Raw genomic sequence first — 19,931 nt, 5'->3', positions numbered from 1 at the left:
TTGCTACGTACTGCAAGAGCTTTCTGATGAACGTAGCAAAACAAAGCCTATTTACAAACCTTTGCCTGTGGCAGCCCAATAAATACCCCCGTAGATGTGGTCAAGGAAAGTCTGGTCGCTAAAGGTTTGCGGAACGTGCCCCATAGCTGTATAAAAAGCGCGGCCCCCATCATAGTTATGATACCATGAAATAGGGTGGAAGCCCATTCCTTTTCCTTCGTTATCACCCCATTTTACGTTAGGATTATAAGATTTTTCATCGATTGAAACCAAAAAATGTAAGTCTTTCGATTTGGCCGGACCAAATTCATACCATTCGTCTGTCCATAACAATTTTGCAGGAAAACGCTCCATGCCAGGGAAATTCTTGTCTTCTACTTTCAGGTAGGCTGTCTGAATAGTTGGGTGTATTTTAAACATCATACCTACCATTTTGGTATACCATTCCCAATCATATTCGGTATCGCTGGCACTATGAATGCCCACATAGCCTTTTCCTGATTGAATAAATTTCTCGAATGCTGTTTGCTGCTCAGGGGTCAGGATATTACCCGTGGTATTTAAAAATAGCACAACATCGTAGTTAGCAAGTGCTTTTTCATTAAAAATAGAGGCATTTTCCTGCCAGTCTACCGAGAAAAAATGACGCTCTGCCAAACCCTTGATAGCTGTTACACCTTCATTAATAGATTCATGATGGAAGCCATCTGTTTTGCTGAATAGCAAAACCCTGAACTGTTTGCGTTGGGCAAAACAAGTAACAGAAAATGTAAAGGCTAGTAAAAGCAGAATAACTGCCTTAAGTGAATTTGAATGTTTCATAGTTTTATAAATTAAGGGAGCTTAAAATATTTAGTGTCAAAAAAACACTTAATCCTGACAAATGTAGACTTTTGTGCTGCATCAACCAACAAAAAAGGGAGATTAAAAACTTAATCTCCCCTCCAGAATCTTTATTTAAAGATGCCTCAATTCAGAAACTCATAAATACCGGCTACGCCTTGCCCGCCACCTACGCAGGCAGTTACCATGCCGTATTTCTTGTTTTGACGACGCAATTCATTAATGATTTGTACGGATAAACGGCCTCCGGTTGACCCTAAAGCATGGCCTAGCGCAATGGCTCCACCGTTCGGGTTAACTTTGTCCATATCCAGCCCTAATTCTTTAATTACTGCCAATGACTGCGCAGCAAAGGCTTCGTTGAGTTCAATCACATCGATGTCATCTTGCTTTAAGCCTGCCTGTTTAAGTGCTAACGGAATAGCCGCTACCGGACCAATACCCATAATACGTGGCTCAACCCCCGCCGAGGCATAAGACACCATACGGGCCACGGGTTTCAGCCCTAGCTCGTTTACCATTTTTTCTGACATCACAATCACAAAAGCTGCTCCGTCGGAAGTCTGTGACGAGTTTCCGGCAGTTACGCTGCCTCCCATCGTGAAAACAGGTTTAAGTTTTGCTAATGCTTCTACACTGGTGTCGGCACGTGGGCCTTCATCTTTCGTAACAGTATATTCTTTAGTTTTTTTCTTGCCTGAATTTTCGTCGAAGAAAGTTTCTTTTACAGTTATTGGCACAATTTCTTCATCAAATTTGCCAGCCGCCTGTGCAGCCAGTGCTTTCTGATGAGAGTTGTAAGAGAATAAATCCTGCTCTTCGCGGCTGATATTAAACTGCTGTGCTACCTGTTCGGCAGTTAAACCCATACCAATGTAATAATCGGGGTGTGAAGAAGCAAGGTTATAGTTTAGGGCGGTTTTCCAGCCCATTGTTGGTACTAACGACATTGACTCTGTGCCACCGGCCACAATACAATCGGCCATACCTGCGTGAATTTTAGCTGCAGCCATGGCAATGGTTTCAACGCCTGAGCCACAATAGCGGTTTACGGTTACACCGGGTACACTTTTGCCTAATGCCAGTAACGAAATATAACGTGCCATTTGCATTCCTTGCTCGGCCTCTGGTACGGCGTTGCCTACAATTACATCATCTACACGGGCTGGGTCGAGCGCGGGCACACTTGCCATTAAATGTTTAATAACCTCTGCCGCCAAATCGTCGGGGCGAGTAAAACGAAAGACTCCTCTGGGTGCTTTGCCGACTGCACTACGGTAGCCGGCGACTATATATGCATTCATGTTTTTGCTCGTTTTATGATTGCCTCTTCGGTACAACTACGCTTGAAACCAAAGAGAAAATGGTTATTCAGTTAATTATTATTAGTTTCTTGGAGGTTTACCACCACTTAGCAAGCCTTGCATACGTTCTAGCGTTTTCTTTTCGCCAGTCAGCGACAAGAAGGCTTCTCTTTCGAGGTCAAGCAGGTATTGCTCCGATACATTCTGCGGATAACTCAAATCTCCGCCACAAATCACATACGCCAGTTTTTCGGCAATTTTGGCATCATGCTCGGTAATGTAACGGCCCATAAGCATACCAGTGATACCCGCCTTGAAAAGCGCAATGCCCGTTTTGCCCTGCACTTTTATGTCGGTGCGCTGTTTGGGCTGTGTATAGCCATCTTCGGCCAGTTTAATGGCTTCTTCTTTTGCCTCAGCAATAAGTCGGCTACGATTCAACACAATTCTGTCTTTATTAGGTTTCAGGTAATTCATATCGAAGGCTTCCTGTGCCGAGGTAGATACTTTAGCCTGTGCAATATTCATGAAGGCATTCTGAAGAATGTTTAACTCAGTATCGCCCGTATGATACATATCCGAACAACGCAGTGCCATTTCTTTGGTTCCTCCACCAGCCGGAATCAAGCCAACGCCTAGCTCGACCAGCCCCATGTAAGTTTCGGCATGGGCCAATACGCGGTCGGCGTGCAGGTTAAGTTCGCAACCACCTCCTAAAGCCAGACTATGCACGGCCGTTACCACTGGCACAGACGAATATCTGGCACGCATCATGGTTTGCTGAAACTGCGCAATCATCATATTGATTTCGTCGTATTCCTGTTCTATGGCAAACATAAAAAGCATGGCCAGATTGGCACCAGCCGAAAACGCTTCGTTCGAGTCATTGCCTATTACTAAGCCTCTAAAATCCTTTTCGGCAATGGCATAAGCCTTATTTAATCCTTCAACAACTTCTGCTCCGAAGGTGTTCATTTTTGAGTGGAACTCTACCCCTGCAATGCCATCTCCGAGGTCAAAAATTGTCGAACCTGCATTTTTCCAGATAACATTGGTCTGGCGTAGGTTGTCAAGAATAATAAATGATTCTGTACCCGGAATTACTTTATACGATTTTGTCGGAATATCATAATATTTGCGTTTTCCGCCTTCTACCTTGTAGAACGACTCATGGCCTGCTTCGAGCATTTCGTACACCCATGCCGCAGGTTTCAGGTTTAGTTCTTCCATGATGGCAAGCATGGCTTTCACGCCGATGGCATCCCAAGTTTCAAACAAGCCTATTTCCCAGCCAAAGCCTGCGCAGATTGCGGCATCAATTCTGTATAGCTCATCCGAAATTTCAGGAATACGGTTTGTTGCATAGCGGAAGAAATCGGCAAATGTTTTTCTGTAAAACTCACCGGCGTTATCTTTTCCGGCTAGCAGAACCGAGAAACGCTTTTTGAGGTCATCAATATTTTTAGTGCTTTCGAGTGTAGCAAACTTTACTTTTTGTGAAGGTTTATACTCAAAAGTTTTCAGGTCAAGGGCAAGTATAACGGTTTGCCCTTTTTCGTCTTTGGTTTTCTTGTAAAAGCCTTGTCCGGTTTTATCGCCCAACCATTTATTTTCCATGAGCTTGGCCATTACCGGTGGTAACTGAAACGCATCTTTCGATTCATCGTTTGCCAGTACTTTCGATAAATTGTTACATACATTTACGGTTGTATCCAGCCCAACCACATCTGACAACCGGAAAGTGCCTGACTTCGGGCGGCCTACTACCGGCCCCGTGAGTTTATCAACGGCTTCGACGCTAAGGCCCATTTCTTCGGCTACTCGAATGGTCTGCACCATGGCATAAATACCCAGACGGTTGGCTATAAAAGCAGGGGTATCTTTACACAATACGGTAGTTTTACCTAGGTACAGGTCGCCGTAGTGCATCAGAAAATCAACAATAGCGGGGTCAGTCTGAGGTGTAGGAATAATCTCAAGCAAGCGTAAATAACGTGGCGGGTTAAAGAAGTGCGTGCCGCAGAAATGTTTCTGAAAATCTTCCGAACGGCCTTCTGCCATCAGGTGGATAGGTATACCCGAAGTATTTGAGGTAATGAGCGTACCCGGTTTACGGAACTGCTCAACCTTTTCGTAAACTGATTTTTTAATATCCAGACGTTCAACAACTACTTCTATAATCCAGTCATAATCTTTGATTTTGGGCATATCGTCATCAAAATTGCCTAACTTCACACGTGAGACAGATTTCTGACTGAAAACAGGAGAGGGGCTTGCTTTAACCGCCGCCTGAAATAAATCATTTACAATTCGGTTGCGTACAGCCGGATGCGAGGTGTCCTGACCTTTGGCCTTTTCGGCATCGTTAGGTTCTTTCGGCACCATGTCGAGCAATAGTACTTCAACACCAATATTCGCAAAGTGCAAGGCAATACGACTACCCATAATGCCGGCACCTAAAACAACTACTTTTTTTATACTACGATTCATGTTTGATTGAATATGATTTCTTGATTTAAAAACAGACAAAATAAATGTTAACCTACTAGCCCCTGATTACTAACGGGCTTTCTATTTTTTCAATACCCACGCCCAGTTCATTTCTGCTATAACAACTTCTTCTTCCGTTTCATCTGTGATTTTTACCGATACACTCACATCGCCTTTATCGGTTTCTCTGATTTGCGATATTTGCTGGTCGGTTAAAGTTGCAATGGCTTTTTGTTGGCCTTGGCTACGTTTGATAAACCTGACCGAAAGGTTTTTCATTAAAGGAAGTTTATTGTCAGGAATATTCATGCCAACTACCATACCTGTGGCGGTTTCGGCTAGTAGCGTGGTGGCGGCGGCGTGTATCTGCCCGATATGGTTCTGAACCCTGCTTTTGTTCGGAAGCGTGATACTTACCCGATGGCAACTCATTTCTTCAAAATGAATGCCGGCTGTGCCTACAAACTTAACAAACTTGCCAATGGAATAATCGCGCAACCAGTTTTGCAGAAAAACGGGCATTTTCTGAATTTTTGAAAGATTTCGGTTAAGGGCATTGTTATATTCCATACGTATTGAGTGAAAGATTTAGTATTTAAAACGATTCATTGAAAATTAACTAATAATGAGTAATTTTAATTAATCATTCAGGTACTAACAAATTAGTATGCAAGCATAATTTTGTCAGACAAATATACGCAAAGAAAATATTATGCAAGCATACTAATATATAAAATTTATTAACAAAGAAAGAAGTCGGATAACTGGTCAATAAATTTTTTTGTAATGAGCATTTTAATGAAACCATTTTTTTAAGCGTTTGGTTTTTATTAGTATTACTCATAAAGAATATTCTACCAAATTTTACTTTATTATTTTTATTGATTTCAGATTATTCGATAAAAAATAAAATCATGATTGTTTTATGAAACTAATACCTATCGAAAGACGCAGCAACTTAAGCAGAGAAGAGTTCATAGAAAACTATCTGAAACCTAAAAAACCTGTTATTTTTACTGATTTGGTAAAAGATTGGCCGGCTTTGGAGAAATGGACATTTGACTGGCTTCGCGAGAACCACGGACACATCGAGGTCCCTCTGTATGATAACCATGTGCATGACGCAAAAACTTATTATCAGGCAGCTAAAACCATGCCTTTTGGTGAATATCTTAGTTTGATAGAGAAAGGACCCACCGACTTACGTATTTTCTTATTCGATATTTTTAAGAAAGTACCAGAATTAGCCAATGATATTCGTTTCCCGACGATTATGGACGGCTTCCTGAAAAGCTATAAGTTTATGTTTTTTGGTGGGCAGGATGCCGAAGTGAATCTGCATTATGATATGGATTGTTCGCACGTGTTTCTGACGCAGTTCCAGACCCGTAAGCAAATTATTCTTTTTCCGCCCGAAGAAGGCACAAACCTGTATCATCACCCATTTACGGTTCAAAGCCACGTGCATCCGTTAAAGCCCGATTTCAAGAAATTTCCTGCTTTTGAAAAAGCAGTAGGCTATGAAGCAACTTTTGGCCACGGCGAAACCGCCTTCATTCCTTCTTTATGGTGGCATTATATTAAGTATGTAGACGGCGGCTTTAGCCTTGCCCTAAGAGCAAACGATTCAATCTTTACAACCGTAAGAGGTGGGTGGAATTTGGTGCGCCATACTTTTGTAGATAAAGGAATGGCCAAAATATTAGGCCCTCAATGGAAAGAGTGGAAAGAAAACAAAGCTCAGGAAAAAGCAAAGCAATCGTTGCAAGAAGCGTAATAGTATGAAAAAAGCGGCTTTAAGAAAGGAATACCTTCAAAGAAGAAAGGAAATACCAGCCTCAGAAATTAATCAGTATTCAAAGAAAATCCATGATTGGCTTTTCCAGAGTTTTCCTATTCATCAATATGCCGTTATTCATACCTTTATGCCTATTAAGCATAAAAATGAAGTTAATACAGAATTAATTATCGATACTTTAAGAAAAGATTTTTCGGCCGACATTGTTATTCCTAAAAGCCATGACGATGGCAGCCTGACCAATTACAGCTTAAAAAAAGATACTATTCTGCTCGAAAATAAATTTGGTGTACCAGAGCCCATTAACTGTTCGCCGCTGACGGTCAACCCTAAAGATGTAGACCTCGTGTTGCTCCCTTTGCTTACTTTCGACAAACAGGGCAATCGGGTAGGCTACGGCAAAGGCTATTATGACCGCTTTTTGACCCAATGCAGGCCCGATGTAGTTAAAATCGGCGTTTCTTTCTTTGACCCTGTTGAGGTTATTGAAGATGTAAATCCGGGAGACATAAGGCTTAATTATTGCGTTACACCCAATGGAATCTGGAGCTTTTAAAATATTTTGTATTATTCCAAGAAAAACAAACAAAAAATTATATTATTTTTGCACACTAAAGCCCCTTTGCAAATTGGGGCTTTAGTGTAAATATATGTCTAACTAAATTTTTCTCCTCTAAAGAGCGAGTTATTAATCATGAAAATCGCAGTTGTAGGTGCTACCGGGCTGGTAGGCACCGAAATCTTGAAAGTCTTGGCGGAACGCAGTTTCCCCGTTACCGAAATCATTCCTGTTGCTTCAGAAAAATCAGTTGGTAAGCAGGTTGAATTTAAGGGTAAGCAGTTTACGGTTGTAAGCTACGAAGACGCAATCAAGATGAAGCCTGCGGTGGCAATATTTTCGGCTGGTGGAAGTACTTCGTTGGCGTTGGCTCCGAAATTTGCAGAAGCGGGTATCACAGTCATTGACAATTCATCGGCTTGGAGAATGGACCCTACCAAAAAACTGGTAGTGCCAGAAGTAAACGCCGATACTTTAACAGCAGACGACAAAATTATTGCTAATCCGAACTGCTCAACAATTCAGATGGTAGTAGTAATGAAACCATTGCACGATAAATACAAAATTAAACGTGTGGTTGTTTCAACGTATCAGTCTGTTACAGGTACAGGAAAAGCCGCAGTTGACCAGCTTTTTGCTGAAAGAAGCGGCGACGATGAGGCCAAAAAAGTATACCCTCATAAAATTGACCTGAATGTGCTGCCTCACATTGATGTTTTTCTGGACAATGGTTATACAAAAGAAGAAATGAAAATGACCAACGAAACCAAGAAAATCATGGGTGACGATAGCATTGCTGTTACTGCAACAACAGTGCGTATCCCGACAATTGGCGGGCATTCAGAAGCTGTAAATATTGAGTTTGAAAACGACTACGACTTGGCAGATGTAACAAAGCTTTTAAGCGAAACAGAAGGTGTAATTGTTCAGGACGACCCTAAAAACTTTGTGTATCCGATGCCAATTAATGCACACGGAAAAGATGAGGTTTTTGTAGGCCGTATTCGTCGTGATGAGTCTCAACCAAATACTTTAAACCTTTGGATTGTAGCAGACAACCTTCGTAAAGGGGCAGCAACAAACGCTGTTCAGATTGCTGAATACCTATTAGGTAAAGGCCTGATTGCTTAATTCTCTGAAAGTATATCGAAAGGGTATCCTGATAACGGGGTACCCTTTCTTTTGTTATTGGTGCTTAAGTACATACAGGTAACTTACAATAAATAAGTACAAACCTGCACCTATGTTAGCTTAAACTTTTTATTATTCTATTCTTTTCCGAACTTTGTAAGCCGAATAGCCGTTAAACTATTCTATTATTCTCATATTCCAATACATATCTAAGTTGAAAACAAAAGGTTCTGTAAAAAATAAAATAAATATAGTTACACTTGGTTGTTCGAAAAACCTAGTCGATTCAGAGGTAATATATACCCAGCTAAAAGGCAACGGCTACAATGTAACACATGAGTCGAAAAAAGATGATTCTAACATTGTCATTATCAATACCTGTGGCTTTATTGATAACGCCAAACAAGAATCTGTTGATACCATTCTTCGCTATGTTGATGCCAAAGACGCTGGTGTAGTTGATAAAGTTTACGTAACGGGGTGTTTGTCGCATCGTTATAAAGACGAACTGGAGGTCGAAATCCCGACAGTAGATGCGTGGTTCGGAACCAACGAGCTTCCGCGCTTGCTAAAGACCCTCAAAGCTGACTATAAACAGGAATTAGTGGGCGAACGACTCCTGACTACGCCTGCCCATTATGCCTACATGAAAATCTCGGAAGGCTGCGACCGCCCTTGCAGCTTTTGCGCTATTCCGCTTATGCGTGGTAAACATTTATCGAAATCGATAGAAGATCTAGTGCTGGAAGCCAAAAATCTGGTAAGAAAAGGTACAAAAGAACTGATACTTATAGCACAGGATTTAACATATTACGGACTAGACTTGTATAAAAAAAGAGAATTAGCTAATTTACTCGACCAACTGTCGGATGTAGAAGGGCTTGAATGGATTCGTCTGCAATATGCGTACCCGTCAGGCTTTCCGTTAGAGGTGCTCGATGTAATTAAAAACCGTTCCAATATCTGTAAATACCTTGATATGCCATTGCAGCATGGTTCGACCGAGATGTTGAAAATTATGCGTAGAGGTATTACCAGAGAAAAAACCGAAGACCTCATCAAGACAATCCGTGATTCTATCCCTGAGTTAGCCCTACGTACTACGTTAATTACGGGGCATCCCGGCGAAACTGAAGAACATTTTGAAGAAATGTATCGCTTTGTAGAACAGATGCGTTTTGAACGTCTGGGGGTGTTTCAGTATTCGCACGAAGAAAATACCCATGCTTACTCAATGCCTGACGATGTTCTGGCCGAAGTCAAGCAAGAACGTAACGACCTCATTATGGAGTTACAACAGGGAATTTCACAAGAGTTGAATCAGCAGAAAATAGGGCAAACATATAAAGTGCTTTTTGATAGAAAAGAAGGAGGGCATTTTATTGGGCGCACAGAGTTTGATTCGCCAGAGGTTGATAATGAGGTACTTGTGCCAGCTTCGCAATATGTACGCAGAGGTGATTTCGCTCAGGTCAGAATTACTGATGCAACAGAATTTGATTTATATGGTGAAGTAGTACAATAACTACTTTCATACCAAACAATATAGGGCTTTCCTTTACATGAGGTAAATTATCTGTAACACACAATAGCTGTTCAAATAATGCACTTTTGATGATTTATTAAAATTTTTACAAATTCTAATAATATTGATAAGTCTGACGTTATTTATTCGATGTTCATGTCAAGAAAAGTGATGAGATTGTATTTGTTATCGTGCGTATCTGTACTTGTATCGACCGGATTACTAGCCCAACAACCTGTTTTTCGTTCCCAAAGTACGAACATTGGTGTTTTTTCATCAAATACCGTACATACTACCAAGCCTAATTCGTTTATTCCTGAATCAGACAAGAAAAACACGAAAAAACGCTTTGCACCTACCGGTTTGAATATCCACCTGATGCCTCTTTTTGGCGGATATGATAAAACCGATAGCCAGAAAGCTATTGACGAAGAGTTTCTGAAAGTATGCGATGCAAACTTCAAAACACGCAAAGAAGCAAGTGAGTTTTTCTCTCAAAGAGCTTGGGAGTACCTGAGCGAAGGCCAGAAAGATACTGCTACTTACAGATTTAATCTGGCATACTTACTGGATGATGAAAACGTAGACGTTTACTGGGGCTTGGGCGTAATTGATTACCAGAACGAAAAATATGAAGATGCCGTTGCGCTGATGCTGCATGGCCTCGAACTTGACGATGAAGATAACACCACATTGATGGTAGATTTATCAACGGTATATCTCCGATGGTTCATTGTTGATAAAAAAGATGAACACCTGCAAGAAGCCCTCAGCCTTCTGAATAAAGCCATCCAGAAAACACCCGAAAGTGCCAATGCATATATGCAGATGTCGCTGGCAAAGTTATTTAATAACCAGTTAGACGAGGCTTGGAATAACTTTCATAAAGGCTACGAGCTAGACCCGCAAAACGCTAATCCTGAAATATTACAGGCATTACTCGACAAGAAAGATGACCCCAGAGGTATCTTTAAAAAAGGGCAATAAATTAACCAAATCTTCTGCGATAGGCCAGTGGGGTAAGCCCTGTCTGGCTTTTGAAAATCCGATGGAAATGTGAGAGGTTCTGAAACCCGCACTCTATACATATCTGGCTAATATCCAGTTCGTTATCAATCAACAACTTACGGGCGTTGCTCAACCTGATTTCGTTAAGAAAATAAACGTAGGTTTTACCTGTACGCGCCTTAAAGTATCTACAAAACGACGGGACCGTCAAGTTGGCAATACCTGCAATAGAATCAAGCGAAATATCCTGCTGAAAATTCTCCAGCGTATATTCCAGAATCTTTCTCATTCTTTCATTTTCGGTTTCATCAGGTTTTATATTAAACCCTTCGCTGGCCAGCAACTGGTAATCGGTGCTTGCCGCTAGCTGCGCCAACGCTTCAATTAAGGCAAGTAAACGGTTTAAGCCTTCGGTTTCAAATACTTTCCTGACGGCAGGGGCGTAGGTTTCAGCAAACCAGATACCCGACTTAGCAAGATTAAGTAAAGCAACAATTGATTTACACTCAGGTAGAGCCTGCAAAACGTTATCTACAAAGCTTGTCGAAAACTGAATCACGATGGCTTCATGTAAATCTTCCTCATTTTTTGTAAGCCTTTCGCTACGCCAGAAATGCGGCAGATTCGACCCCAGCAGAACTAAATCACCTGCTTTGAAGTTAAAGACGCTGTCACCCACAAAACGTTTACCCTGCCCTTTTACGATAAATGTCAGCTCATATTCAGGATGATAATGCAATGGCGCATCAAAATATGGCAAAGCAACATAACGAGTCAGAAACGACGAGCCTTCGTCAGTTAATATTTTTTCAAATAAAGCTTTCATAATATACCTTATCGCTTTATTGACCATGAATGGCATCTAAAGCGTAATAAATAAACATACCTTAGAGATATTAATTAACATAAAAAATATCTACTAATAGAAAATTATGTTAAAATAACACATAAAAATGAAAATAATAAAGATTTTTCTTAGAAAAATTCTATCGAACTTTGTGGCACTATTCAACCTTAACATTATTAGCAATGTTTGCCGCCGTAGAAAAGACGTCGCTTTTACAACAACTCAACGAACCCTTCATTTTATCGGAAGAAGCCATCGCTTTTTATACCGAAAATGGTTATGTAAAACTTAAAAATGTGTTATCGGCTGAAGTACTGGCTTATTATGGCGAAATAATCACCGATTTGGTTTTTAAGCTCAATAAACTTACTAAACCAATGGAAGAACGTACTACTTATGAAAAGGCGTTCTTACAAATTATGAATATGTGGCGCGAAAATGAAGAAGTAAAAGAGTTTGTCTTTTCTAAACGTCTGGCTCGAATTGCTACGGAACTGATGGGAGTCTCCGGTGTGAGACTCTATCATGACCAAGCCCTTTACAAAGAACCTTCAGGTGGCATTACCCCTTGGCACGCCGACCAGTTTTACTGGCCTCTTTCAAACGCAAACACAATTACTGTCTGGATTCCTCTACAAAATACGCCTATGGAAATGGGACCTCTGGCATTTGCTGAAAAAAGCCAGAATGTCGAAATCGGGCGCGATAAGGAAATCTCGGATGAGTCAGAAGCATTACTTGCCCAGACCCTGAAACAATTCAACATGAACGATACCCCCTTCGACTTAGGAGAGGTGAGTTATCATGCCGGATGGACTTACCATAGGGCAGGGGCTAACTTGTCGGGTAAACCCCGAAAAGTAATGACCATGATTTATATGGATAAAGACATCAGGATTATTGAACCCACCAACAGGTATCGCATTGCCGACTGGCAAACATGGCTTGATGCCAAGCCGGTGGGCAACATCGCCGACGGACCATTAAACCCTATACTATATCAATACTAATACCCCGCTACTAATATCCTACCGGAGTTTTAAGTCAGTCTTTTTCTTAAAACTCCAAAACCTAGTGTGGCTATTATACCAAAACACCCCAAAATATACCATAAAGCATTAAAACCAAAATGGGCAATAGTCTGGGTACCTATAAGTGGGGCCGAAATCTGTGCAATTGACCAACTCATGGCATAAAGAGCCGAATACTGCCCACGATTATGAGGTTTAGCACGGTCGAGGCTAAAGGAATTCATAAAAGGCATGGCAAACATTTCTGAAAAAGTGGCAAATAGCATCCCTACAATTAACCACTCATACTGATGCGTAAACAGAAAAATAATATAGTTAGGCACCACTAGTAAAGTGCCAAAACTTATCAGCGACAGGCGGTTGAATCTCCCTTCAATTTTGTAAATAAAAACCATCTCAAGTAACGCTACTACTAAACCATTTAAACCTAGCAGATACCCGATTCTGGTTTCGGAAAGATGGCAGGCTTCTTTATAAAACAGTGGCCCGATTGTAAATAACTGCGAAAAAGCAATGGCATAAATTGTTGTTAAGGCAATAAATATGAGGTAAAGGTAATCACGCATGGCCGAATCTTTTTTGTCATAAACTACCTTATTGGTTGTTGCCATTTTCTTTTTACGGCCCCCTCTCAGAAACACCCATACCATTAGTCCGGCTCCTACGTTGGTTAGGCCGTCGGCCCAGAATAAAAGCTTGTAATCGTGTGCTGCCAGAAAACCGCCAATAGCCGGCCCGATAGACCAGCCCAGATTAATGGCCAGCCGTATCAGCGAAACCGAACGGGTAAAGTTTTCGGGAGTACTGAAATCAGCAATAGAGGCCGAATTGGCGGGGCGGTAGGCTTCGCCTAAAGTACTGAGGCAAAAAGCATACAGGCACAGCAGGTAAAAGTTCTGGGTTTGCACCATAACCATGAACATAATACCACCCAGAAATAAACTCCAGAACTGTACCGGATAATACCCGATTTTATCGGTCAGTTTTCCACCCATCCATGTGCCGAAAATAGAGCCTACCCCGAATAAAGTCATAACTACACCTGCCTGTTCAATACTGAAATGGAGTTTCTGAGTCAGGTATACAGTCAGGAAGGCAATTACCATAGTGCCACTACGGTTAATAAACATGACGATTGCTAAAAGCCAGATATGCCTTGAAAGACCACTGAAAGCATTACGAAATAAAGAAACCATTTGGAGGAAAGTCGAGAGTAATAGCGCCTGAGCAAAGGTAATATTTTATGTGCTTGCATCAAACTAAACAATTTCTTAGTTTTGTCATAGTAGGTATGCAAGCATACCAATTTTATTCAACTTTATACACTCTTATCTAATGGAAGCCTATATATATGATGCCATTCGGACGCCTCGTGGGCGCGGAAAGTCAGATGGTTCTTTGCACGATATACAACCTGTTCAATTACTTTCTACTGTGCTGAAAGCCCTGAAAGAACGCAACGCCTTAGATACCAGTCTTGTAGATGATGTAATTATGGGGTGTGTTTCGCCTATTGGCGAACAAGGGGGCGATATTGCACGGGCAGCCGTGTTGGAAGCGGGTTATGCCGAAACCGTAGCAGGAGTACAAGTGAACCGTTTCTGTTCGTCGGGTCTGGAGGCTATCAATATGGCAGCCGCTTATGTAATGTCGGGGCAGGCCGATTTGATTATTGCAGGAGGGGTAGAGTCTATGTCACGCGTGCCTATGGGGTCTGACGGTGGCGCACTCATGATGAATCCTGAAATGATAGCGCATCATAAACTGGTGCCACAGGGTATATCTGCCGACCTCATTGCTACTAAATATAACTATTCCAGAACAGAGGTAGATACTTATGCCGCGGAGTCTGTAAGACGCGCAGTAGAGGCACAAAAAAACGCTTATTATAAATCAATGGTAGCGGTAAAAGATGAAATCGGGCTTACTGTTCTCGACAGAGATGAAGGTATCAGGCCTGACACTACCGTTGAGTCACTGAGCAAGTTAAAACCAGCTTTTGAGATGATAGGCAGTATGGGGCTTGATGCCCTGGCTTTAATGAAATATAATCATCTGGTTAGTATCAATCATGTGCATCATGCCGGTAATTCCTCACAAATAAGTGATGGTGCAGGAGCCGTAATGGTAGGAAATAAAGCTATGGGTGAAAAACTGGGCTTAAAACCCCGTGCCAGAATAAAGGCTTTCGGAGTAGTGGGGTCAGAGCCAACAATTATGCTAACAGGGCCTATTCCAGCCACGCAAAAAGTACTCAGAAGAGCCGGAATGAATATTAATGATATAGATATTTTTGAGGTAAATGAGGCTTTTGCCGCTATACCAATGTTGTTTATGGATAAACTTGGCGTTGACCACGCAAAGGTGAATATCAGTGGAGGAGCTATTGCATTAGGGCATCCGCTTGGAGCTACCGGAGCAATTTTATCAACTACTATACTCGACGAAATGGAAAGGTCAGGTAAAGGTACAGGGCTGGTAACACTCTGCATTGGTGGTGGTATGGGAATAGCTACTATTTTTGAAAGAGTTTAGCCAACAATACCTTGTGGCCTTAAGAGAAAGGTTTATCCGATTTTATAAAAAAAGGTAAGTAAGAGAGGTATTGTTAGTAGTAATATTTGTAGGCGTTAGTTCAGGTAGTTGCCTGTAAAATTATAGGTCTACTTAATGTCAGTTATTGGCTAAAGTCAACAAATACAGAAGATGCCATAAAATAATACCTCCTTGCAAGGAAAACTTACAAGGAGGTATTATATAAACTAATAACAGAGATTTATCGTAAGTCTACTACTTCAACACCCGGATAACGGCTTTTATCGAAAGTAAATAGTTTGTCATCGGCAGGGGCATTGGGCATAAATTTGTCTACACGGAAAACCGTACGTTTACCGTTTTTGTCCCAGATTTTCCACGATTTTACTGATTTATCTTTTTTATCGACTTTAATCTGCACTTTCGCAATTTTACTTGATTTATCTTCCGGCGAAAGCTCTACCACTTCGTAATACTGGCTTCCTTCTTTTACCTCTTCCAGAAAAATATATTTATAGCCTTTTTTGTAGATGCTATATATTCTGGTTGGTGACAACTCTTCTTGCGTAGCGGGGTCAAATTCAGTAATATTTACCTCATTGGTTTCTTTTACATACGTATAAAGGTCTTTTCCATTAGCAAAAAGCTCCTGCCCAGCCATTTTTAAATGAAATTTGCTTCCCTTTACAGTTACGTCACCTTTATAGCTTTCTGTTAATTTAGCATTGTTCCCTTCGGTACCGTAAGTAAAAGATGCGCTGAACGATTTCATACTTTGGTATTTTTTACTCATTTCGTCCAGAATAGCAGTCGCTTTCTTGTCTTTTTGCGCAAACACTAGGCTGCTAACAAGAAACAGATTAGTGAGTATTAAAAACAGTTTTTTCATTATTCTAAATTTAAATTGGGGATATTACCTCTTTTAGACTAAAAAAATAGACCAAAGATTAATTCTAGCGCAAATTTCGTAAAATTTCTTCTAAATGGGTAATATCTTTCACTAAAACCTCGCGTGCTTTGCTGCCTTCAAATGGTCCAACAATGCCTGCACCTTCCAGTTGGTCGATGATTCTTCCGGCACGGTTATAGCCCAGTTTCATTTTACGCTGAATCAACGATGTACTTCCCTGTTGGTGGGTAACCAACAGTCGGGCGGCTTCTTCAAACATAGGGTCAAGCTCCGAAGGGTCAAAATCCAATGTTTCTCCTTCTTCTTCGCCATAAAACTCAGGCAACATATACGCCGACTCATAGGCGCGTTGGCTACCAATAAATTCGCAGATTTCTTCTACTTCGGGCGTATCTACAAACGGGCATTGTAAACGAACCATGTCTGACCCCATCGAGAGCAGCATATCACCATTACCTACTAATTGTTCAGAGCCACCTGTATCAAGAATGGTTCGCGAGTCGATTTTAGACGTTACCTTAAACGACAAACGTGCAGGGAAGTTAGCTTTAATTAAACCTGTAATTACGTTGACCGATGGCCTTTGGGTGGCTACAATCAAATGAATACCAATGGCACGGGCTAACTGTGCAAGGCGTGCAATAGGTTGTTCAACCTCTTTGCCGGCGGTCATCATCAGGTCAGCTAACTCATCAATCACCAGTACAATATATGGCAGATATTTATGCCCTTTTTCAGGATTCAAACGGCGTTGAACAAATTTGGCATTGTATTCACGAATATTTCTTACGCCTGCATCTTTCAATAAGTTATAACGGTTGTCCATTTCGATACAAAGCGAATTCAGGGTATAAATTACTTTCTTGGTATCGGTAATAATGGCTTCTTCCGAATTCGGAAGCATGGCAAGGAAATGCCTTTCAATTTTGTTATAAAGTGTTAATTCTACTTTTTTGGGGTCAACCAATACAAATTTTATCTGGGCAGGGTGTTTCTTGTATAAAAGGGAGGTTAGAATCACGTTCAAACCTACCGACTTACCCTGACCCGTAGCCCCTGCCATAAGCAAGTGAGGCATCTTGGCTAAATCGCTGATAAATACTTCGTTTGAAATGGTTTTGCCCAAAATAATAGGTAACTCAAAGGAGCTTTTCTGAAATTTCTCATTTGAAATAACCGATTTCATGGTAACCATTTCGCGGTTTTTGTTTGGTACTTCAATCCCGACGGTTCCTTTTCCGGGCATAGGGGCAATAATACGAATGCCTAAAGCTGATAAACTCAGGGCAATATCATCTTCAAGGTTTTTAATTTTTGAAATTCTGATACCTGCATCCGGCACAATTTCATAAAGCGTAACAGTAGGCCCAATGGTTGCTTTAATGCTCGAAATCCCAATCTGGAAATTTCGCATAGTTTCTACAATCTTGTTTTTGTTGGCCTCTAGCTCTTCCTCTGTTACTTTACCGCCTGCATTATTATATTCGGTCAGTAGCGTAACTGGTGGATACTGGTAATTTTCAAGGTCGAGGGTTGGGTCATACAAACCAAAGTCTTTCAGTATTTTTTCATTTACATCATCGTCGTCCAACTCTGTGTCATACTCTTCGTTTTCAGGTTCTTTATCTCGGTTATCTTCAATAATAAACGTAGGCCCACCTTTAAATGGCTCGTTAGAAATGGTATTTTTAACAGGTTCAGGTCTATCTGCTTCGGGCTGAGCCGTAGTTGTTGATACTGGCTTGGCTACGGGTTTTTCATCGAAAGGTTTAGGAACTTCAACAGGTATTTCAGGTTCTTCGGGTTTCACAAAATCGTTTCTATCCTGCTCTTTTTTTCTGAAAGGTTCTGGTTCTACAATATCATCATCCAACTGTAAGGTCTGGCGGATACGTTCTGTTGATAGGTCTTCTTTTGGTGCGCGTTGAAAATATTTTGCCAGAAACCAGTCGTCGATATTACTGTATCCGTGGAAGAAAATAACCCATGCCGCTAATACGAGCAAGATTATTAAAATACCCCCCGAGCCAATAGCATGATGCAGAAACTGATTTACGGTATAGCCAATGCCACCACAAAAAATACCTGCGGGTAGCTCGGCGAGTAATGCAAAATAACCGATGAAGATACTGGTCCAGAAAATATAAAAAATGGTAGCGAGCGTAAACCGATTCAGGCTTTGGGGTAATAAATCTCTTTTGAACACAAGCCTGTAACCAGCCCAGAAAACCACAGGTAACCACCCGAAGGCAGCAATACCAAACCACTGAAAAATAAAGTAATGAGATACATAAGCACCCATGAGGCCCATCATGTTGCGTGGCTTGCGGTCGGTCTGTTCGAGTGCGGCAGAAAACGTGCGCTGAACAATATCCTGATCGGCATCGCCCGTAATCAGGTGTGAGATAAACGAAACAAGAAGAATTACTGAAAGAATCAGTAAGAAGATACCAAACGCTAACAAGTAGCTGTCGGTGCTGATATTGAACTCAATAGGTACCTGAGTTCCGCTGCTACTCGCACCTTTCGAAGTACTACGTGGCGTATTCTTCGGCGGCTGTTTTTTGCGAAATGTATTACCGGACATCTTATGAATTATCTTGGAAAGCAATGAATTTTAAAACAAATATAGGAATATTACAACAAAAACCCGTAAAATCTGAGAAAATAAACACTTCGGCACCATAACAAAATAAATAGTTGCCAATAAGTTTTTTAAATTTATTGGCGCAGTAATTCTGTATAGTAGCCATAATTTATGACGCAAAACAGGTGTTTCTCAACGAAAAACAGATTCGTGAGTAATAAGTATAATTGGTAAGATTAACCCCTATGGCAAGAAAACGTTTTTTGCCTGAAATTATTTCAAGGTTTTGGTTACCCAGAAACGCTCACCTCTGAATTGGCACCATGCTTTGCTTACAATTCCGGCATCATTCCTGACGAATAAGATATTCATGTTCATAGAAGAAAAATAATCGGGTGCATCTTTAAATAAATGGAAGAAATTGCGTGTATCGCGCCCGTTCCAGACAAAATACAAGATATTATTTTTCTGACTGATAACGAGTTGTTTTCCAGTGGCATCTTCGTAGGTTCCTTCATAGGCGGCATATTCGGCCTGCCTGTCTTTGGCAGAGGGTAAGCTACAAGTAGCTACACTATCTATTTCTTTCATAAGCTCATGCGCAAATGAAGTCATGTTTTTTTCTCCCTTCTCCTTTGTGCCTAGTGCAGCATAACCGTTAATACCACTTTTGTTGAGGTTTCCACCTTCAATCATGATGGGAGTCATATTACCGCTTTTGCCTTTCATGCTTGAGTCGTTTACGGCTTTAGTCATATTTACGAGGTCGGGCCTAAGGCTTAGTACGTTTGATGTCTCCAGTTCATCGGCATGGCCACTATAAGCTTTGGTTCTGAAGCGTGCTTCTGCTTTATCGAACGAAGGGCGGTCATAACGGCTATAATACAACAAAATACCCTCTTCGGCCAAAGTTTTAGCGGCTGTTTCGAGCGTTGGGGTAGTGCTTACACCTACATTGATAATATAAAATCTTTTTGGCCCATAAGCCGCCAGACTCCTGACAATTTCGACAACCATATTGGTAGCAGTAGCAAAAGTAGTACTGGTTGACCCAGCATATTTCAGAAAAGCCGGATAAAACCCATAACTCACGGTGGGGGTAATAACTACGTTTTTTTCAAGTGCTACTTTTTTAGCCAACCCTTCGGCCTGAATAAAATCAGTTGAAAGGGGTAAATGAGGGCCATGCTCCTTTGAGGCCGCTCCTAAAGGAATAACCACTACTGTTTCGCTGTTCAGGATTTGCTGTGCCGTTGTCCAGCTTATATCTTCCAAAAAAATTGCTTTGTTTTTGGGGTTTCTTTTTTGAGCAAAACCAGTCAAGCAAAAACATAAACAGAAAAATAAGGCCAGTTTTTTCATG

16 protein-coding genes are annotated in these 19,931 nt (G+C 41.1%); 7 read left to right on the top strand and 9 right to left on the bottom strand.

The window, feature by feature from the left end:
- Positions 1-51: 51 nt before the first annotated feature.
- The 4 genes from WAA15_RS04830 to WAA15_RS04815 form a co-directional block, all read right to left on the bottom strand.
- A complete protein-coding gene (locus tag WAA15_RS04830) occupies positions 52-822 on the bottom strand; it encodes a ThuA domain-containing protein (protein WP_337041395.1) in 771 nt (256 codons plus the stop codon).
- A 146-nt stretch (positions 823-968) separates the two neighbouring features.
- Positions 969-2,147 carry an acetyl-CoA C-acyltransferase gene (locus WAA15_RS04825; RefSeq protein ID WP_337041393.1) on the bottom strand — a complete coding sequence of 393 codons (1,179 nt, stop codon included), beginning with the start codon at positions 2,145-2,147 and terminating at the stop codon, positions 969-971.
- Between the two features lie 81 nt (positions 2,148-2,228).
- Positions 2,229-4,637 (bottom strand): 3-hydroxyacyl-CoA dehydrogenase/enoyl-CoA hydratase family protein, encoded by a 2,409-nt coding sequence (locus tag WAA15_RS04820; protein WP_337041392.1) that lies wholly within the window; start codon positions 4,635-4,637, stop codon positions 2,229-2,231.
- 81 nt (positions 4,638-4,718) lie between these two features.
- Positions 4,719-5,207 (bottom strand): DUF4442 domain-containing protein, encoded by a 489-nt coding sequence (locus tag WAA15_RS04815; protein WP_337041391.1) that lies wholly within the window; start codon positions 5,205-5,207, stop codon positions 4,719-4,721.
- 355 nt (positions 5,208-5,562) lie between these two features.
- Between WAA15_RS04815 and WAA15_RS04810 the strand changes: the two genes are divergently transcribed.
- From WAA15_RS04810 to WAA15_RS04790, 5 genes are all read left to right on the top strand, one after another.
- Positions 5,563-6,414 carry a cupin-like domain-containing protein gene (locus WAA15_RS04810; RefSeq protein ID WP_337041389.1) on the top strand — a complete coding sequence of 284 codons (852 nt, stop codon included), beginning with the start codon at positions 5,563-5,565 and terminating at the stop codon, positions 6,412-6,414.
- Between the two features lie 4 nt (positions 6,415-6,418).
- On the top strand, positions 6,419-6,991 hold the full coding sequence (locus tag WAA15_RS04805; protein WP_337041388.1) for a 5-formyltetrahydrofolate cyclo-ligase: 573 nt from the start codon (positions 6,419-6,421) through the stop codon (positions 6,989-6,991).
- 138 nt (positions 6,992-7,129) lie between these two features.
- Complete coding sequence (locus tag WAA15_RS04800; RefSeq protein WP_337041387.1) at positions 7,130-8,125, top strand: aspartate-semialdehyde dehydrogenase; 996 nt, start codon at positions 7,130-7,132, stop codon at positions 8,123-8,125.
- Positions 8,126-8,339: 214 nt separating this feature from the next.
- Complete coding sequence (gene rimO / locus WAA15_RS04795) at positions 8,340-9,650, top strand: 30S ribosomal protein S12 methylthiotransferase RimO (protein WP_337041386.1); 1,311 nt, start codon at positions 8,340-8,342, stop codon at positions 9,648-9,650.
- Between the two features lie 171 nt (positions 9,651-9,821).
- Positions 9,822-10,637 (top strand): tetratricopeptide repeat protein, encoded by an 816-nt coding sequence (locus WAA15_RS04790; protein ID WP_337041384.1) that lies wholly within the window; start codon positions 9,822-9,824, stop codon positions 10,635-10,637.
- Between the two features lies 1 nt (position 10,638).
- Here the strand turns inward: WAA15_RS04790 and WAA15_RS04785 are convergent, their stop codons facing one another.
- The gene (locus WAA15_RS04785) at positions 10,639-11,484 is read right to left on the bottom strand and encodes an AraC family transcriptional regulator (RefSeq protein ID WP_337041383.1); all 846 of its coding nucleotides are present in this window, start codon (positions 11,482-11,484) and stop codon (positions 10,639-10,641) included.
- Positions 11,485-11,687: 203 nt separating this feature from the next.
- Between WAA15_RS04785 and WAA15_RS04780 the strand changes: the two genes are divergently transcribed.
- Positions 11,688-12,515, top strand: a complete 828-nt coding sequence (locus WAA15_RS04780) for a phytanoyl-CoA dioxygenase family protein (RefSeq protein WP_337041382.1) — start codon at positions 11,688-11,690, stop codon at positions 12,513-12,515.
- Between the two features lie 29 nt (positions 12,516-12,544).
- Here the strand turns inward: WAA15_RS04780 and WAA15_RS04775 are convergent, their stop codons facing one another.
- Positions 12,545-13,732 (bottom strand): MDR family MFS transporter, encoded by a 1,188-nt coding sequence (locus WAA15_RS04775; protein ID WP_337041381.1) that lies wholly within the window; start codon positions 13,730-13,732, stop codon positions 12,545-12,547.
- Positions 13,733-13,871: 139 nt separating this feature from the next.
- Between WAA15_RS04775 and WAA15_RS04770 the strand changes: the two genes are divergently transcribed.
- Positions 13,872-15,071: an acetyl-CoA C-acetyltransferase gene (locus WAA15_RS04770; RefSeq protein ID WP_337041380.1), complete on the top strand. Its 1,200-nt coding sequence runs from the start codon at positions 13,872-13,874 to the stop codon at positions 15,069-15,071.
- A gap of 241 nt (positions 15,072-15,312) precedes the next feature.
- Here the strand turns inward: WAA15_RS04770 and WAA15_RS04765 are convergent, their stop codons facing one another.
- The 3 genes from WAA15_RS04765 to WAA15_RS04755 form a co-directional block, all read right to left on the bottom strand.
- Entirely contained in the window at positions 15,313-15,960 is a 648-nt protein-coding gene (locus WAA15_RS04765; protein WP_337041379.1) for a LolA family protein, read from the bottom strand.
- A 64-nt stretch (positions 15,961-16,024) separates the two neighbouring features.
- The gene (locus WAA15_RS04760) at positions 16,025-18,568 is read right to left on the bottom strand and encodes an FtsK/SpoIIIE family DNA translocase (RefSeq protein ID WP_337041377.1); all 2,544 of its coding nucleotides are present in this window, start codon (positions 18,566-18,568) and stop codon (positions 16,025-16,027) included.
- 273 nt (positions 18,569-18,841) lie between these two features.
- The gene (locus WAA15_RS04755; protein WP_337041376.1) at positions 18,842-19,930 is read right to left on the bottom strand and encodes a creatininase family protein; all 1,089 of its coding nucleotides are present in this window, start codon (positions 19,928-19,930) and stop codon (positions 18,842-18,844) included.
- Position 19,931 lies beyond the last annotated feature (1 nt).

This window comes from Emticicia sp. 17c (genome assembly GCF_037153985.1).
Classification (GTDB): domain Bacteria; phylum Bacteroidota; class Bacteroidia; order Cytophagales; family Spirosomataceae; genus Emticicia.
Note: the sequence above shows the minus strand (reverse complement) of the source record. Positions and strands in the feature narration are given on the sequence as shown.

Excerpts from the sequence above, each read along its gene's own strand:
- WAA15_RS04830 (WP_337041395.1), bottom strand. The coding sequence starts at position 822 with ATGAAACATTCAAATTCACTTAAGGCAGTTATTCTGCTTTTACTAGCC.
- WAA15_RS04825 (WP_337041393.1), bottom strand. The coding sequence starts at position 2,147 with ATGAATGCATATATAGTCGCCGGCTACCGTAGTGCAGTCGGCAAAGCA.
- WAA15_RS04820 (WP_337041392.1), bottom strand. The coding sequence starts at position 4,637 with ATGAATCGTAGTATAAAAAAAGTAGTTGTTTTAGGTGCCGGCATTATG.
- WAA15_RS04815 (WP_337041391.1), bottom strand. The coding sequence starts at position 5,207 with ATGGAATATAACAATGCCCTTAACCGAAATCTTTCAAAAATTCAGAAA.
- WAA15_RS04810 (WP_337041389.1), top strand. The coding sequence starts at position 5,563 with ATGAAACTAATACCTATCGAAAGACGCAGCAACTTAAGCAGAGAAGAG.
- WAA15_RS04805 (WP_337041388.1), top strand. The coding sequence starts at position 6,419 with ATGAAAAAAGCGGCTTTAAGAAAGGAATACCTTCAAAGAAGAAAGGAA.
- WAA15_RS04800 (WP_337041387.1), top strand. The coding sequence starts at position 7,130 with ATGAAAATCGCAGTTGTAGGTGCTACCGGGCTGGTAGGCACCGAAATC.
- WAA15_RS04790 (WP_337041384.1), top strand. The coding sequence starts at position 9,822 with ATGAGATTGTATTTGTTATCGTGCGTATCTGTACTTGTATCGACCGGA.
- WAA15_RS04785 (WP_337041383.1), bottom strand. The coding sequence starts at position 11,484 with ATGAAAGCTTTATTTGAAAAAATATTAACTGACGAAGGCTCGTCGTTT.
- WAA15_RS04780 (WP_337041382.1), top strand. The coding sequence starts at position 11,688 with ATGTTTGCCGCCGTAGAAAAGACGTCGCTTTTACAACAACTCAACGAA.
- WAA15_RS04775 (WP_337041381.1), bottom strand. The coding sequence starts at position 13,732 with ATGGTTTCTTTATTTCGTAATGCTTTCAGTGGTCTTTCAAGGCATATC.
- WAA15_RS04770 (WP_337041380.1), top strand. The coding sequence starts at position 13,872 with ATGGAAGCCTATATATATGATGCCATTCGGACGCCTCGTGGGCGCGGA.
- WAA15_RS04765 (WP_337041379.1), bottom strand. The coding sequence starts at position 15,960 with ATGAAAAAACTGTTTTTAATACTCACTAATCTGTTTCTTGTTAGCAGC.
- WAA15_RS04760 (WP_337041377.1), bottom strand. The coding sequence starts at position 18,568 with ATGTCCGGTAATACATTTCGCAAAAAACAGCCGCCGAAGAATACGCCA.
- WAA15_RS04755 (WP_337041376.1), bottom strand. The coding sequence starts at position 19,930 with ATGAAAAAACTGGCCTTATTTTTCTGTTTATGTTTTTGCTTGACTGGT.